Genomic DNA, 15063 nt, shown 5'->3' on the forward strand with positions numbered 1-15063 from the left:
CATGATTGCCCGGTACGGGGACCTCCTGGCGGAGCTGTCTACCTGGCTCCTGGAGAACGGCATCCCCGTCCAGCCGAAGACGATCATCCAGTTGGCGGAGGAGGATCTTCGCCTGGACCCCAGGCTGGTGGACCTCTACACGGGCGACATCACCCTGGACTCGGCGTCCATCACCCTGCCCGTAGGGGTCCAGGAGATCATGTCCTGGACCATCGGGGCCCCGTATGGCATCGTCCTGCGGGTTGAGCCTGCGGCCAAGGCAGCCAGGACCTCGGATGAGCAGGGGCTACCCAGGCTGTACCACATCGTCCAGGACACGGCCTACCTGCGCCCGGCACCCGACCAGGTCTACACCTCGCGCATGACCTACCGTGCGTCTCTGCCCCGGCTCATGCAGCCGACGGACGACGAACCGAACGCGGACAAGAACGAGTACATCGAGCAGTTCGCCGGGCTCTACTGGTACGCCTGCCTGGAGCAGGCCTACACCTATGGGAGCAAGCCCGAGCTGGCATCCTACTTCGAGCAGAAGAAGGAGCAGATGATCCTGCGGGTGAAGAGCTATCAGGAGCGGAAGCGCATGGGCGGCCCGCCCTCGTTCTCCTTCCGCATGGGCGACAGCCGGTATGGGTTCTGATGACCTGGCAGCGCGTCCCCCTCAAGGTCCCACCGGGAGTGGTACGGGGCGGTAGCCCCCTGGCCTCCCAGGGCCGATGGTACGACAGCCACCTGGTCAGATGGCGGGACGGCGTCATGCAGCCGGTGGGTGGGTGGGAAGCCAAGTCCGCGGGCGTGGACGCGGAGCCCATTGATGCGTACTCCTGGGTAGGGAGATCCGGGGAGCCATGGTCGGCGTTCGGCACCGGCACCAGGCTCTACATGTTCACGGACCCCGGGGTCTCCTCCAGGGTGACGGCCGGTTCCTTCACGGGTGTCATCTTCGGGGGCACGGACCACAGGCATGGAGAGTCCCTGTCTCTGGACAACTGGGGTGGTGACCTGGTGGGAAGAATCCCGGGGACCGGGACTCCGTTCACCGTGGACACCTCCGCTGCCAGCCCGACCTCGAAGGCCCTGACCGCACCTCCGGCCGCAGGGGTTGTGGCGACGCCCGAGAGGTACCTGGTCGTGTTCGGCCTTCAGGGCGCACCGAACAGGGTCCATTGGTCTGCCCAGGCCGACCTGTCTGTGTGGGACGCCACCGACCCCGAGTCCGGGTCCGGGTTCCTGGACGTCGGGATCAAGGGCGAGATGCTGGCGGCCAAGCGGGCCAGGGGCGAGACCCTGATCTGGACCACGGCCGAGCTGTTGTCCATGCGTTGGATCAGTCTGCCCTACATCTACCGTGTGGACATCGTAGGTGAGGCTTCGTGCGTTTCCCGCAGGGGCATGGTGGTCCAGGGGTCCGCCGCCTACTGGATGGGCCGCAGGAACTTCTGGACGTATACCGGCCAGGTGCAAAGGCTGGCCTGTCCGGTGGCGGACTACGTCTTCGGCGGGATAAATCAGGCCGCCGCTCATCGTGTTTGGTGCGAGACCCATGACGAGTTCGGGGAGATCACCTGGCACTACCCCTCCGGCGCCAGCACCACCCCGGATCGCTACGTCACCTACAACTACGAGATGGGTATCTGGTACTTCGGTGCCCTGAGCAGGGCGGCGGGGTTCGGCTCCGGCGTTTTCGCCAGCGCCTATGCCGTGGGGTCGGACGGCACGATCTACGAGCATGAGACGGGCAGCTCCTACGATGGCGTAGGCCTGCCCTACGCTGTCACCGGCGCCCTGGACGTGACCGAGGGCCAGCAGACGATGATGATCGACCAGATCTATCCCGACCGGGGTACGGAGGGCGACCTCCAGTTCGAGCTCCTGGCCTCCGACAGCCCCCGGGGCCCATTCGATTCCGTCGGGAAGTGGACCGCCAGTGATCGGGTGGACACTCGGATCCTGGCCCGGCATGTCCAGATCAGGGTCGAGCAGCCTACGGACATCGAAGCCGACCCCAACATGACACCGCCCGTGGTGGGGAAGACCTTCGGCGGCTGGCGCTACGGAGTACCTCGCATCCGAATGCAACCGGCTGGCTGGAGATAGCTATGCACCTTCCTGGACATCCTGGACCCGACAAGCACCTGGCCCGGCCGGACGCGACCCGTGCCACCCCCTTCCCTCGGGGCCGGATCATGTACCCCAGCAGGGGCATCGACCCTGTCGTAGCATCCTTGATGGTGGGGGGGGGGCAACCTCCTCCGAACCCACACGGGTTCCCGCCCGGCCTACGAATGAAGACATGGCTGCCCTCTGTCAAGGAAACCATGAAGAGCGTACTGCCGAAGCTGGATTTCGAGTACGAGCACTTCGGGCGAAGCTGGGCGAAGCCCCTCATCCCCTCTGTGCAGGTGGGCGGCAGGGCAACCCCATGGACCGTGGCGCACGAGCTAGGCCATGTGATGGACAGGTCGTACCCAGTCCCGGGATTGCCCGGCGAGCTGTCCAGGGCCATGGCCAACCACACCGAGGACGTTACTCGGGGCTACGGCCCAGAGATGGCTATGGCCAACATGAGCCACGCCTCTAAGCCAAGTGAGAGGGTCGCATCCCTCTGGGCTGACTACTGGACCGACCCGAGGCGCACCGGGGACTTCGCTCAACGGGCAGACTCCACGCTACAGGCCGGACATGGCTGGGACCCCCGAAACATTGTGAAGACCAGGGCGGCTTTCCAGAGGCGCAAATGAGCATCCGCCCGCAGAACGCACCGGCCGAGTATTCCCAGACCGAGGAGTCCCAGTTCAGGGCCGACCTGGCTCGGCAGATCGAGGACTACATCGAGAACCGGGGGGTGGACCGTGGAGACCCGGCCCCGGTCGCCCAGGTCTCCGGCGCCATCAGGTGGGTCTCGGTGAACCACGTCGTGACTGCCAGCAGAGCCAGGTGGAACCTTCAGACTGTCACGGTCCCGGATGGCATGACGCTCAAGTACAAGGTGGAGAACAGTGCCTGGACCGAACTCGGCACCGTCCTCCCGGACGTGAACATCAGGGACGTCAAGGCCACTACGCCGTTCAGGTTCAGGTTCCAGGGCAGCCCGGGCGACGAGGCCCTGTCTCTTACCCTGGGCGCGTTCGATTCAGACGATGCCCTTGTCGATGTGGCTTCTTTCGCAGTACTTTTCCCCATCACGCCCACTGCGCTGAACGTGCGCGTGACGGCCCAGCCGACCGCAAGCGACGGCAGGCCCGAGGGGACCCTCTACTGGCTACCGGAGACCACATGATCAGCCTCGCTGACAAGATCCACATGAACAACCGGGTGAAGCTGACCATCACCCACGCGAACGGGATCGTGACCGAGCACGTCGCCAGGAACGGATTCTACCAAGCCCCGAAGGTGCCCACCCACGACTTGCTGCTCGTCGGTGCCGACCGTTTCATCGCGTCCTTGCTCCAGACCACTGGGTATCAGACGCTCGAAGAGCCGGTCATGGACGTCCGGGAGAACTTCATCTACAAGGTGAGCATCAACACGCCGAGCGACCGCAAGGCAGCCCTGTTCCCCGACATCGAACCGCTGAACACGCCCCACATCAACGGGGTCGTCGAAGGCGACGGCTCAGCCTACAACAACGTGGGCTACTTCTGCACCTTCTCGCAGACCACACCCCGGGGCTTCACCACCGTCACGAACCCGTGGGTCGTTCTCAAGTCGGGCGCCTCCGCCTTCGTGGACACCGATAACCCGGGACTCGACACCGCCTGGTTCCAGCTCAGGTTCGAGGACTTCAGCCCTGCTATCCCCATGAACGCGATGGAGGCCGAGAAGGTCTACTCGTTCGAGTGGCGGATCAAGCCGGAGCAGAACCTGTTTTTCAACGTGGACACCGAAGGCCCGGGCACCGGCCCGTCCGACCCGCTCACGAACTGGGTCGTCGCGAACATCGGCGGCATGAAGGGACTCTACAACGCGCTCGACATCACCGAGAACCGCGCTGGCGACAACCCGGCCGCATGGAAGAACAACCTCCCGACCAACAAGTTCGAGGAGCGCTACGAGATTCTGGAGAGCTGGGGCAAGGCGTCCCAGACCAGATGGCGCGGCACGGCTGGCCAGCTCAACTTCGCGACCACCATCCTGTCGCTCATCACGAACCGTGACGCGATCATCCAGTCGGGGAAGAACTTCAACCAGACGGCCTACAAGCAGACGAAGTTCACGAAGGCGACCATCCGTCTCGCCGGTGTCAGCGAGACGATCCTCGCCCAGTCGAACTGGAACAGATGGCCCGGCGGCGCTGGCAACACGAGCGTCGAGGCCGCGAGCCCGTTCCAGACGGGACTGAGCCAGACGTCGTTCCAGTTGCGTGGGACCACGAGCGGCCCGCTCTCGGTTGGCCAGTGCGACACCGACATCGCGACCAACACCTACGCAGGTGCCATGAAGGTGTCGCCCTACACGTTCCCGGCAGTAGGCGGCGACGTGGGCACCGGCGCGCTGCGCAGATGGTACGGCCTCTGGCTTGACAACGACGACGCCGACAGCAGGCCAGCACTCATCGACGTGAACGCGGTGAGCGACAGTGCTGTGGGCTATCCGCTCAGCATCCGCCCCCAGGCAACCCCCGATCTCTGCCTGGACATTACGTGGACTGACCCCTAACCGCCCATGCCCGGCTGGGGGCGTGGACCCGGGTCCAGAGAAGGCATATTCTGCCTCTGGGTAACGGGGCCGTCTGGGGCCGAGGCGGTCGAGTGCGTCTGGCGGAAGCACAGCGACGGCTCCTATGAGCTGGTCTGGAAGAAGCCGACTGTCCTTCACCCGTTCTCGGTCGTCAGACCGCAGGCGGTGCCCGACGCACTTGTCCTGCCACCCATGCTCGTGCCGTGGTCGGTCATCCGACCTCAGGCGGAGCCCGACCGGATCATCCTGCCGCCGCAGCTCGTGCCGTGGTCTGTCATCCGACCACAGGCGGAGCCCGACCGGATCACCCTGCCACCGCAGCTCGTACCCTGGTCGGTAGTCAGGCCGCAGGTACGGGCCGACACGCTGACGCTCCCACCCCTCGATGTGCCCTGGTCGGTGGTCAAGCCGCAGGCCCAGCCCGACAGGATCGACCTTCCACCGATGCTGGTGCCCTGGTCGGTCATCAGGCCACAGGCTGAGCCAGACCGCCTGGTTCTGCCACCGATGCTGGTGCCCTGGTCGGTCCTTCGGCCACAGGCTGAGCCAGACCGCCTGGTTCTGCCACCGATGCTGGTGCCCTGGTCCCTGCTCCAACCACAGGTGAAGGCCGACAGGATCGTCCTGCCTGCCCTGGAGGTGCCCTGGTCCCTCATCAGGCCACGGGCAGTAGCCGACAGGATCGTCCTGCCTGGGATCTTCGTACCCTGGTCCCTGGTCAGGCCGCAGGCGGAGGCCAGCAGGATCGTCCTGCCAGCCATCTCAGTCCCGGTGCTGCAGGTGAAACCGCAGGTGATGGCCGGGCCCATAGTCCTGCCCGCCCTGGAGGTGCCTTGGTCACAGGTCCGTCCACAGGTGAGGGCCGACGGGATGGTCCTGCCTGGGAGCTCCGTGCCCTGGTCCCTGCTCCGCCCACAAGTGAAGGCAGGCGGGATGGTCCTGCCCGGGAGCTCGGTGCCCTGGTCCCTGATCAGCCCGCAGGTGAAGGCCAGCAGGATCGTCCTGCCCGCCATCTCGGTCCCGGTGCTGCAGGAGAAGCCGCAGGTGAAGGCAAGCAGGGTCGTGCTGCCTGGGGCCTCCGTGCCCTGGTCCCTGGTCCAGCCACAGGTGAAGGCCAGCAGGATCACCCTGCCCGGGAGCTCGGTCCCTTGGTCCCTGGTCGGGCCACGGGTGGAGGCCAGCAGGATCACCCTGCCCGGGAGCTCGGTGCCCCAGTCCCTGATCAGCCCGCAGGTGACGGCTGGCCCCATCACCCTGCCCGGCGGTGGCGCAGGGACCGGGGTTTCTGAGACAGGGATGACCCCGCGAGTGGAGGCTGGTCCCATCGTCCTGTCCAGCGACGGCTCGGTGACCGGGGTCTCAGCCATAGGGCTGAACCCGCAGGTGACAGCAGACGGGATTGAGCTCCCGCCCCACGTCTCCATTGAGTCTACCAACGTCAACATCAAGCGGGTGGTCAGAGTTCTCGCTGATGCAGAGTTCCTGACCCGTGAGCTCACGATGGAGGCGGCAGACAATCCGACGCCGCATGTGAGCCCACCGGGCAGCATCGCTTGGAACCAGACCCCACAAGATCAGCTCATCATCAACATCAGCTTCACGCGGGTGAGACGGGACACGCAGAACAGGCGGATCAGGCAGCCGAACCGGAACGTCTACTACGACATCCAGCAGCAGAGGGGGGACGGGGCCTGGACCGACGTGGCGACCCACGTCCAGCCCCTGGGCCTGAGTGTCCGCATCGGCTCGGGAAGGTACAGGTGGCGTGTCCGGGCCACCGCAGACGGGTACCTGGATTCCTACTGGACCTACTCGAAGGCCGTGAACATCCCCCGGAACATCATGCTGCCGGAATCGACCGAGGCCACCGTTGTGCGGGTGTTGGACCTGGAGTCTCTGCCTGCCATAGTCATGCCCACCAGGGAGCTGACCGCAGAGGCGGACGACTCGGTGACGCCGGACCCGACCGCCAACAGGCGTGACATCGAGCTGAAGGACTCGGCCCGGGCCACCATCGTGCGGGAGCTGGACCTGGAGGACGACCTTCCAGTGGTGCTGACCCGGGCATTGAGTGTCGAGGTGATCGACAAGGACCCGGTGATTGATGTCATAGACAACGCCCGCGAGATCGAACTGGAGGACTCGACCAGGGCCACCGTAGTGCGGGTGGTGAGGGTTGAGGACCCCCCGGTACAGGTGCCCGTCCGGACGCTGGGCGTCAGGGCTGGCGACTCGGTGGTGCCGGACCCGGTGCCCAACAGACGCGACATCGAGCTGGAGGACTCGACGGAAGCCATCGTCGTGCGGGAGCTGGAGGTCGAGATGTTGCCTGCCGTGGTACTGACCCGGGCCCTGGGCATCAGGTCCGGCGACTCGGTGGACCCGGTACCAATGGCCAATGTCCGCCACATCGAGCTGCCGGACGAAGTCCGGGCCACCATCCTACGGGATCTGGACCTGGAAGCGGACGATGCGTTCGAGCTGGCCCGGGCACTGGGCGTAGGCTCTGGCGACTCAGTGACGCCGGACCCGGTAGCCAACAGGCGCGACATCGAGATCAAGGACTCGACGGAGGCCGTTGTCACGAGGACACTGGACCTGGAAGACGACACTCCGTTCGAGCTGGTCCGCGAGATACTCGTCTTCCCCCTCGGAGTGTCGGACATCGACCCGACTGCCAACAGGCAGGACATCGAGCTGAAGGACTCGGCCCGGGCCACCATCGTGCGGGAGCTGGACCTGGAGGAGGACGATGCGTTCGAGCTCACCCGGGCGCTGGGCGTCAGGTCTGGCGACGCGGCGGTCCCGACGACGGTAAAGAACAGACAGGACATCGAGCTGAAGGACCCGGCCGGGATCACCGTCAGGAGAGAGCTGGACCTGGAGGCGGATGATGCGTTCGAGCTCACTCGGGCCCTGGGCGTCAGGTCTGGCGATGCTATCACGTCGAAGGGAAAGCCGAACACCCCCGTGGAGTTCACGCTCACGGACGAGGATGGCTCGGTGACCTACAACGACGGGGATGCGCGGGAGATTACGGCCGATGGCTCTGCGCAGTTCCGGTCAGCCTCCTACACGCCCGCCAACATCAGCTTCACGAGCAAGTCCTCATCCCGCGTTGCCCTCACCCCTATCGAGCCGTTCTTCTTCGAGGGCATCGGCTGGATCATGAACTTCATATCGTTCTCGGCCAACGAGACTTTGATCGTTGAAATCACAGGCTCCGCGCCTGGCTACCAGCCCGTCACGAAGAGCATCATCGTCAACATCGGTCGAAGGGCGAGGATCATACGGCTCCGCGACTCGACCAGGGCAACGATCACACGCGCCCTTGACGTAGCGACCCTGTCCAACGTTGAGGTGCCTACCAGGGTTCTGGGTGTGGGGTCCGGTGACAAGGTGACCCCTGACCCGACCATGAACGCCCGCGACATCGACCTGCCGGACTCCACCGGAGTCTTCGTCACGCGGCTGCTGCGCACCGAGAGTAACCCCGTCAAGCTACTGCGCGTACTGGGCGTCGGGGCGGGCGACAGTGTGGACCCAAGGGATACGCTCAGGTCCCGCGACATCGACCTGAAGGACTCCGCGACCGCGGACGTCGTGCGGGTCCTGGAGGTGGAGGGCGGGCAGGTTCCCAAGCAGAAGGACATCTCCGACTCGACGAGGGCGACCATCGTCCGTCGCATGGCCGTCGAGGTGGAGACCGTAGAGCTGGCCAGGGCCCTGAGCGTGGGCGTGGATGACGGGGTTGAGCCGACCATAGTGAGCAGGATCCCCCAGGCGGAGTTCACCGTCAGGCAGGGCAACACGGTTTTCAAAGACGAGGACTCGGTTAGCCTGACGCTGGACTCACTCCCGATCAGCTTCTTCGTCGAAGATCTCGTGCCCACCCTGAACGCGGGCGCCGACATTGCCGTGACCAGTAGCAGCACGAGGGTGGCCGAAGTAACACAGGTCACCGATCTTCCAACCCAGAACCGCACCTTCGTGCGAGTCGCCAAGATGGCGGCGGGCCCCGCCTCTATCACATTCACGATCTCGGCCACCGGATACCGGCCACAGTCGCTGACTGTCAACCTGTTCATCGGAGTACCCGTCAGGACCAGACTTTTCAAGGACATCTACGACTCGATGAGTGCCGCAATCGAAAGGAAGCTGGACGTGATCGACCTCACACCCGTGTCCTACACCATCCAGCGGGGGTCCGACATCCTGACCGATGGGTCTGAGGTATCCGTGGAGGCTGACGAGTCAGTAATCATCAGCCTGGGTGACCTCGATCCCGTGGGAATCAACACCACCTTCAAGGTGACCTCCTCTGACACGACGGTGGCGACGATCTTTGGTCCCAACCTCGCGAGGACCGTCTGGCTTTTCAATATCCAGGGCGTGGCCGCCGGTACCTCTACCATCACGATCACCGGCATGGCGACGGGCCGAGAGAGCGTGACCAGAACGCTGAAGGCAATCGTCACCCCGTCTGGCGATGTGGGCATCGACCTCAGGGAATCGACGGACGCGGCCATCACGAGAGTGTTGGAACAGGAGCCCGGGGATGACATGCAGCAGGACCTGGCCGACTCTGCGGGCGCGACAGTCATCCGGACCATGGCCATCCTCGACCAGACCGGCGTGAAGGCGTTGCCGCCTACGAACTTCACTGCTACCTTGAGACCGTAGCGCAGGAACCCACCCGGATACGGAGAATAGTCCATGTCGCAGGTCAAGATCAGCGGCCGCATGACCATCGTTCGCACCTGCCGGAAGACTGGTGAGGTACTGGGAACCGAGGAGGACCACAACGATTTCCAGGGCACCGGACTCGCCGAAATCGCGAAGCGGTTCATCAACACCGGGAAGAGGTGGACCACGACGAGCCCGGCCGACGCGACCAACGGCCTGCTCTCGATCAATATCAAGCGGAAGAACGCCACGACGAACCAGGACATCGCCGACAGATCCATCAACGCGACCAGCGCTACCGTCAGCGGCCAGACGTTCCTCGCGACGTTCGTGGACGACAACGAGGACGCCTACAAGATCGACAACGCTGCTACCAAGGACGGCCTGCAGATCAAGCTGGACGCGATTGAGCTCTCGCACCTCGATTCGCCGACGGCGGACAAGCCTGCGGGCGAGGACTGGACCTTCCGCTGGGAGGTGTCCTTCGCGCTCACCGGGACCAACTGGAAGGCGGACAGCAACCTGGGCCGAAGCATGGCCCGCAGGCTGCTGGGGTCCGTGACCGCTGGCCCCGACGTCTTCATCCATCCCCTCACGGGCCAGGCCATCGCCGATGGGGTGGACGAGAACACCAACCTCACCTACACCCAGGTCCTGCTTGAAGGCCACCAGGGTAACAACGACGCTGCTGAAGAGGTCGGCACGGGCTCCAACACGAACGTGGTCACCATCCGAAGGCACCGGGCCAGGACTGCCGTCTACGCCGTGGGGGGCGACCGCATCCAGTTCAATGCCAGTAACATCATCGCATCGAGCAGGGACACGACCCCAGACGACGTAGGGGCACAGCGCTACGCCAACTTCACCTACACGATCACCTTCACCGATACCTAATGGCGAAGGCGGACCTGAGCTGGGACAAGCCGACCCACCGCTCCGATGGCACCAGGGTAACGGCAGGAGGGCTGTCGTATGACCTGGAGAGGAAGCCGTCCGGGGGGAGCTACACGGCCCTGCCGTCCTTCACCCAGGGGAACACCGATACCCGCGAGGACAACAACATCCCGGACCTGTACGCCGACGAGACGTACACCTACCGGATCAGGGCGCGGGAGGGACAGGGAAACTTTTCCTACGAACCCAGCGACTGGGTGGAGACGGAGCTGGAGGTGCCGGGCGACACGAGCATAGTGGCCGTCCTCCACAACACCTTCCACATCAACGCCCAAGGGAACATCGACTCGGACGAGACGGCCGACCTGGAGGCCGATGCCTCGGGCACGTGGGACACCATCTCCTACGCATGGAGCATCACCAAGGGCGGGGGCACGATCAAGGGCGACGGGGACACGGCAGTCTACACCCCGGCCTCAGGCCTCACGGGCACCGCCAACGTGACCGTCAAATGCGTGGCCACTGCCAGGGGTACAGGCACGAAGGCCCGCAACGGGACCTCTGCTACCCAAGAGGACACGGAGGACTTCAACGTGAGGGTAACCCCCACCGTGAGCTACTCCCCTGATCCCCCGGTGGCCGGAGAGGACGTAACCGCCTCCTTCTCCAGCAACGTGGGTATCAACTTCCAAAGCTACCAGTGGCAGCACAGGCGTCGTAACAACGCCTTCATCCACGACCGAGAGGGGGCCACGAGCCTCACATGGTCTGTGCCCGAAGACCTGGCGGGCAGCCAGATCAGGCTCAGGTACAAGATGATCGGGGTCGGGATGAACGACCCGGACCTCCTCAACAGGTTTTTCTACAGCGACTGGGTGACGGTGGCGGAGGCCACGGTCATACCCCCACCGCCGGTGCTCACCGATGCCGTCGCCCCCACGGTCGGCATATCGACGGCGGGCAACGAAAATGTCATTGGATCGGGGGCTACCCTGGCCCTGTCCGGAGTGTTCCAGGGCGGGACCTACGACGAGCTGCACTACTCCTGGTCCGTTGCGGGCAGCGGCACGGGTACCCTGGCCAAGAACGGGGCCAACGCCACCTACCGTGCCCCCACGGTCACTGTCCGCACGACCGTGTTGGTGACCCTTGAAGTACGCGCCGACGGTACGGGCACCAATGCAAAGAGCGGGACCAGCGCAACGGCCTCATCTACGATTGGGATCGCCGTCCTGCCCCCGGATGCTGAGCAGATAGTCGCCGTCACCTACTCGTCCGATGAGCCACTCCAGGGTGACCAGGTGACGGCCACGCTACCCAGCGGGGCGAGGAGCATCCAATGGCAGAGCCAGCGGTCGGGTAGCTCTACCTGGGAGAACAACTTCGTTGACGGCTACAACACGAAGACGATCACCCTCGACAACTTCCAGCGCGTCGGCCAGGTCTTCCGGATAACCTGGACACGCAACAACATCAAACACTTCGCAAGCAACCACGTGACGGTTGCAGCGTACACCCCACGCGCCCTGACGGTGAACGACGCCCCCACGAATCTCACGGTAGGGTGGGGGCCGGACAGGGACGGCGATAATGATTTCGAGCTTTGGTTTGATACCCCCCAAGATAGGGGCAGGGGCCTTGCGACCGACTTCCAGATCGAAGTTACTGGGACGGAGTTTGGATTCAGCCAGACACCGAAGGATTACAACACCGGATGGGGCGTAGGCAGCGGCGAAACCATCTACGACCTCTTTTATGACCCAGATGCCATCCTTTTTACAGGGCCGCCAAGCCGCTTCCGGGTCCGTGCAAATGGTGGGGGTGTAACGACCGCCTGGTCAGAGTGGAGCGAAATCGACCCCGGCTGGGGAGGAGAGTGGCCCGATACATCTGCCGGTTCTGACGTCGGAAAGCCGACCTTCTCCTGGGGTGGGGGGTTCAGCAACACCCAGGGTACGAATGAACGTGCCTCCCAGTTCCTTGACCCAGGCGAGAGCTTTTCCGGCGCCACGGTCACGGTGGACGAAAGCACGGCAACCGCCAAGGCCCAACGCTTCTTCTACTACCACAACCTCCAGGGGCCTGGCCTTGGCTCCAGCCTCACAGTAGTCGAAACCATGTCCGACTCCCACGCCTTCCCGACTATAACGAACCCTGCCAGCAACACCCTGGAAGCTCGGGCCACGTATGGCGTCTACCTGGAGAACCTAGCCTCTTCTTACGGAGACGACCCCCGCTGACCCCCTAGCGCCCCCGCCCCCCGAATCGCTAGGTTCAGGGGACACCGTAACCCATAGGGGGACACATGCCAGGACCACTACTACTCGCGGGCATCGGGGCTGGTATCGGCGCCCTGGGCGGCTTCTTCGGCTCGAAGGACAAGAACCAGGTCACGGACGCGGACAACGCCTACATCCGCAACATGCGGGGCATGGCGTCAGGCTTTGCGAACGACATCGCGAACCACCCTGGCCAGTTCTTCCTCGGCCCTGACCAACGCTCGGTGGCCGAGCAGGCCCAGGCGTTCATGAACCCGTACCAGAAGCAGGTCATTGACGGCCTGGGCACCCAGTACGACAAGCTGCGTGGCCAGGCGAACCTGGACCAGAACGCGGGGGCCACGTCGGCCGGAGCCTTCGGCGGCTCCCGCCACGCACTGACCGCCGGGGCCAGGCTGGGTGAGCTGGACGCGGCCCAGATGCAGCAGACGGGCAACCTCCTGCACCAAGGTTGGCAGTCCTCTGTCAGCCAGGGCCTCCAGTACTCCGAGTACCAGCGGGCCCTGCGCGAGCGACAGGCCCAGGAGCCCCTGTACAGGGCCCAGGCGGCCACGGGCCTGATGCAGCAGGGCATGGGCCCCGTGGGCCTGCCAGGCTCCCAGAACCCATGGGTCTCCGGTATCCTGGGCGGGATCAGCGGTGGTATGAGCGCCTACAACGCGGCCCAGGGAAGCCCGTGGTCCATGCCCCAGGCCCCGGCCAACCCGGGCACCTTCAGGGCTCCGACGTCCAACCTGGGCTGGCAGTCCCAGCCTCCGCCGCCGTCGCCCACGGGCACCATGCACCTACCCCGTCCTAACTGGGGGATGAGCGCATGACCCTCTTCCCCTACGGCGACTGGCTGGAGACCATGCAGCAGCAGGCTGCGGGCAATCCGTTCCAGCCCGAGCAGCCTGGGGGGCCACCCTCCCCGACGCCCCAGGCCGGGCAGACTGTGCCCACCGCGCCCACCGCTCCGGCGGTGGCCCCGGTGGCCACACCGCCCGTGGCCTCGGTCACCCCGGTCACCCAGCAGGTGGACCCACGCAGGATGCGGGCGGAGGTGGACCCGACGCCCCGGTTCGAGTCACCCGCCATGCCGAGCCCGGAGTCGGGCAAGGACGGCGAGCCGAAGGGTGGGTTCCTGGACAACTTCTTCTCCGGCCGTCCGATGAAGGGCGTCCCCCCGAGTGAAGAGCTGCGGGCCCGGCGGCATGGCATGGCCATGGCCGCAGCGGCCATCGGCATGGCAGGCGACAGGGGGGATGGCCTGGTCTCCGCGATCATGCAGGGCGTAGTCGCGGGCCACCAGGCGGCCGAAGGTGTACGGCAGGCCCACATGGAAGGGCAGTTGGAGTGGGCCAAGCTGGCTCCGGATACTGAGGTCCCACCCATGGGCATCCAGTTCGACCCGACCGACCCGACCAGCTACGACCGGGCCATCGCTGCCTACATGAAAGCTGGCATGGGGGAGGAAGCCAAGCGCGTAGATGACATGCGGAAGGCCAGGTTCTCCTCCCCCGAGGACCAACTGGCCCAAGAGATCCTCAGGCTGCATGGCGGCGACTTCGAGGCAGCGACTCCTGATCTGCTATCCAGGGGTCTATGGAAGCAGGTCGGCAGCATGAGGGAAGAGGCGGCCAAGGGCAGGGCCACCCTGGGCGAAAACTCCAGGATGGTAGACGTTCACGGGGATGAGATAGCTCAGGGGTTCACTGGCAGGACCCCCATCAACCTGGGCGATACGATGGCACTCATCGACGACCGCACGAGCGAGATAGTCAGGCAGTACCAGATCAACAGGGCCGCAGAAAGGGTCGGGGCACCCGTCCTTTCGCAGATGGACTACCTGGGCACTTACCAGGACGCCTTCGATGGCCATGACCAGATGGCCCAGTCCCTCTCCACCATCATGGGCGGGGGTACCCTCCAGGCCATGCTGACGGGCAACGAGGACTTCTTCTCCGACAGCTCCGGGTTCCAGGACTTCGTCCTGATGAACAACTTCCTGGAGGTCCTCGATCCGACTTCCGTGAAGAAGCTGAAGGAGATCCAGACCCTGCAGGCCATGGGCTCCATTCCTGATAGACTGGCAGGAAAGATCGGGGAATGGATCAAGGGCACCAGGCTGGACAAGAACCAGCACCGCGAGCTGGCGCTGGCCTCTATGCTCCTCGCCAAGGAACGCCTCGCCACCTACGACAGAAACCGCCAAGCCATGCTGAGAGCGGTCGCCCTGGACTACGGCGAAGACACGGCGGCAGCCGAGGCTGCAATCAGAAACTCCGTGGATCACTATGCGGACGTGCGCTCGAAGGTGGCAGAGAACGAAGCATTGCTGGAGTCCTGGCTGGAGTCCGACGACGCCAGCCGAAGGGAGGTGGCCGAGCTCTACCAACAGCGTAAGAACAGCCCGCTTTCACTGGCCACGGAAAGGGCCAGACAAGTGACCTCAGGTCTTGGCGCAACACTCCAGAACATCAGCACGGAGGAGCTCGACGAATGGAGGGCTTCGTATGGTGATCTACCTCCTATTGACTGGAACTAG

Annotated in this window: 12 protein-coding genes; 10 read left to right on the forward strand and 2 right to left on the reverse strand. The window is 64.6% G+C overall.

Annotation, left to right across the window (positions count from 1 at the left end; genetic code table 11):
- Position 1: 1 nt before the first annotated feature.
- The 5 genes from ACOOGG_RS01180 (at position 2) to ACOOGG_RS01200 (ending at position 4656) form a co-directional block, all read left to right on the forward strand.
- Positions 2-637 carry a hypothetical protein gene (locus ACOOGG_RS01180; protein ID WP_420431440.1) on the forward strand — a complete coding sequence of 212 codons (636 nt, stop codon included), beginning with the start codon at positions 2-4 and terminating at the stop codon, positions 635-637.
- A complete protein-coding gene (locus tag ACOOGG_RS01185; protein WP_420431442.1) occupies positions 637-2094 on the forward strand; it encodes a hypothetical protein in 1458 nt (485 codons plus the stop codon). The genes ACOOGG_RS01180 and ACOOGG_RS01185 overlap by 1 nt, the downstream gene beginning before the upstream one ends.
- A gap of 221 nt (positions 2095-2315) precedes the next feature.
- Positions 2316-2738, forward strand: a complete 423-nt coding sequence (locus ACOOGG_RS01190) for a hypothetical protein (protein ID WP_420431444.1) — start codon at positions 2316-2318, stop codon at positions 2736-2738.
- Positions 2735-3277: a hypothetical protein gene (locus tag ACOOGG_RS01195; RefSeq protein WP_420431446.1), complete on the forward strand. Its 543-nt coding sequence runs from the start codon at positions 2735-2737 to the stop codon at positions 3275-3277. Before ACOOGG_RS01190 ends, ACOOGG_RS01195 begins: the two co-directional genes overlap by 4 nt.
- Positions 3274-4656 carry a hypothetical protein gene (locus tag ACOOGG_RS01200; RefSeq protein ID WP_420431448.1) on the forward strand — a complete coding sequence of 461 codons (1383 nt, stop codon included), beginning with the start codon at positions 3274-3276 and terminating at the stop codon, positions 4654-4656. The genes ACOOGG_RS01195 and ACOOGG_RS01200 overlap by 4 nt, the downstream gene beginning before the upstream one ends.
- A gap of 242 nt (positions 4657-4898) precedes the next feature.
- Here ACOOGG_RS01200 and ACOOGG_RS01205 read toward each other — a convergent pair whose 3' ends face one another.
- Positions 4899-5144: a hypothetical protein gene (locus ACOOGG_RS01205; protein WP_420431450.1), complete on the reverse strand. Its 246-nt coding sequence runs from the start codon at positions 5142-5144 to the stop codon at positions 4899-4901.
- 136 nt (positions 5145-5280) lie between these two features.
- Here ACOOGG_RS01205 and ACOOGG_RS01210 point away from each other — a divergent pair, with 136 nt between their 5' ends.
- From ACOOGG_RS01210 to ACOOGG_RS01225, 4 genes are all read left to right on the forward strand, one after another.
- Positions 5281-9360, forward strand: a complete 4080-nt coding sequence (locus ACOOGG_RS01210) for a hypothetical protein (RefSeq protein ID WP_420431452.1) — start codon at positions 5281-5283, stop codon at positions 9358-9360.
- A 33-nt stretch (positions 9361-9393) separates the two neighbouring features.
- Positions 9394-10257, forward strand: coding sequence for a hypothetical protein (locus ACOOGG_RS01215; RefSeq protein WP_420431454.1), 864 nt, complete (start codon positions 9394-9396; stop codon positions 10255-10257).
- Positions 10257-12497 carry a hypothetical protein gene (locus ACOOGG_RS01220; protein ID WP_420431456.1) on the forward strand — a complete coding sequence of 747 codons (2241 nt, stop codon included), beginning with the start codon at positions 10257-10259 and terminating at the stop codon, positions 12495-12497. Before ACOOGG_RS01215 ends, ACOOGG_RS01220 begins: the two co-directional genes overlap by 1 nt.
- A 65-nt stretch (positions 12498-12562) precedes the next feature.
- The gene (locus ACOOGG_RS01225; RefSeq protein WP_420431458.1) at positions 12563-13354 is read left to right on the forward strand and encodes a hypothetical protein; all 792 of its coding nucleotides are present in this window, start codon (positions 12563-12565) and stop codon (positions 13352-13354) included.
- A gap of 10 nt (positions 13355-13364) precedes the next feature.
- Here ACOOGG_RS01225 and ACOOGG_RS01230 read toward each other — a convergent pair whose 3' ends face one another.
- Positions 13365-13613, reverse strand: a complete 249-nt coding sequence (locus ACOOGG_RS01230) for a hypothetical protein (RefSeq protein ID WP_420431460.1) — start codon at positions 13611-13613, stop codon at positions 13365-13367.
- Between ACOOGG_RS01230 and ACOOGG_RS01235 the strand changes: the two genes are divergently transcribed.
- A complete protein-coding gene (locus ACOOGG_RS01235) occupies positions 13612-15063 on the forward strand; it encodes a hypothetical protein (protein WP_420431462.1) in 1452 nt (483 codons plus the stop codon). The two genes, ACOOGG_RS01230 and ACOOGG_RS01235, sit on opposite strands and share 2 nt — an antisense overlap.

This window comes from Candidatus Poriferisocius sp. (assembly GCF_965214065.1).
Classification (GTDB): Bacteria; Actinomycetota; Acidimicrobiia; order Acidimicrobiales; family Bin134; genus Poriferisocius.

Coding starts and splice junctions, on each gene's coding strand:
- ACOOGG_RS01180 (WP_420431440.1), top strand. CDS start 2: ATGATTGCCCGGTACGGGGACCTCCTGGCGGAGCTGTCTACCTGGCTC.
- ACOOGG_RS01185 (WP_420431442.1), top strand. CDS start 637: ATGACCTGGCAGCGCGTCCCCCTCAAGGTCCCACCGGGAGTGGTACGG.
- ACOOGG_RS01190 (WP_420431444.1), top strand. CDS start 2,316: ATGAAGAGCGTACTGCCGAAGCTGGATTTCGAGTACGAGCACTTCGGG.
- ACOOGG_RS01195 (WP_420431446.1), top strand. CDS start 2,735: ATGAGCATCCGCCCGCAGAACGCACCGGCCGAGTATTCCCAGACCGAG.
- ACOOGG_RS01200 (WP_420431448.1), top strand. CDS start 3,274: ATGATCAGCCTCGCTGACAAGATCCACATGAACAACCGGGTGAAGCTG.
- ACOOGG_RS01205 (WP_420431450.1), bottom strand. CDS start 5,144: ATGACCGACCAGGGCACCAGCATCGGTGGAAGGTCGATCCTGTCGGGC.
- ACOOGG_RS01215 (WP_420431454.1), top strand. CDS start 9,394: ATGTCGCAGGTCAAGATCAGCGGCCGCATGACCATCGTTCGCACCTGC.
- ACOOGG_RS01220 (WP_420431456.1), top strand. CDS start 10,257: ATGGCGAAGGCGGACCTGAGCTGGGACAAGCCGACCCACCGCTCCGAT.
- ACOOGG_RS01225 (WP_420431458.1), top strand. CDS start 12,563: ATGCCAGGACCACTACTACTCGCGGGCATCGGGGCTGGTATCGGCGCC.
- ACOOGG_RS01235 (WP_420431462.1), top strand. CDS start 13,612: ATGCCGAGCCCGGAGTCGGGCAAGGACGGCGAGCCGAAGGGTGGGTTC.
- ACOOGG_RS01230 (WP_420431460.1), bottom strand. CDS start 13,613: ATGGCGGGTGACTCGAACCGGGGCGTCGGGTCCACCTCCGCCCGCATC.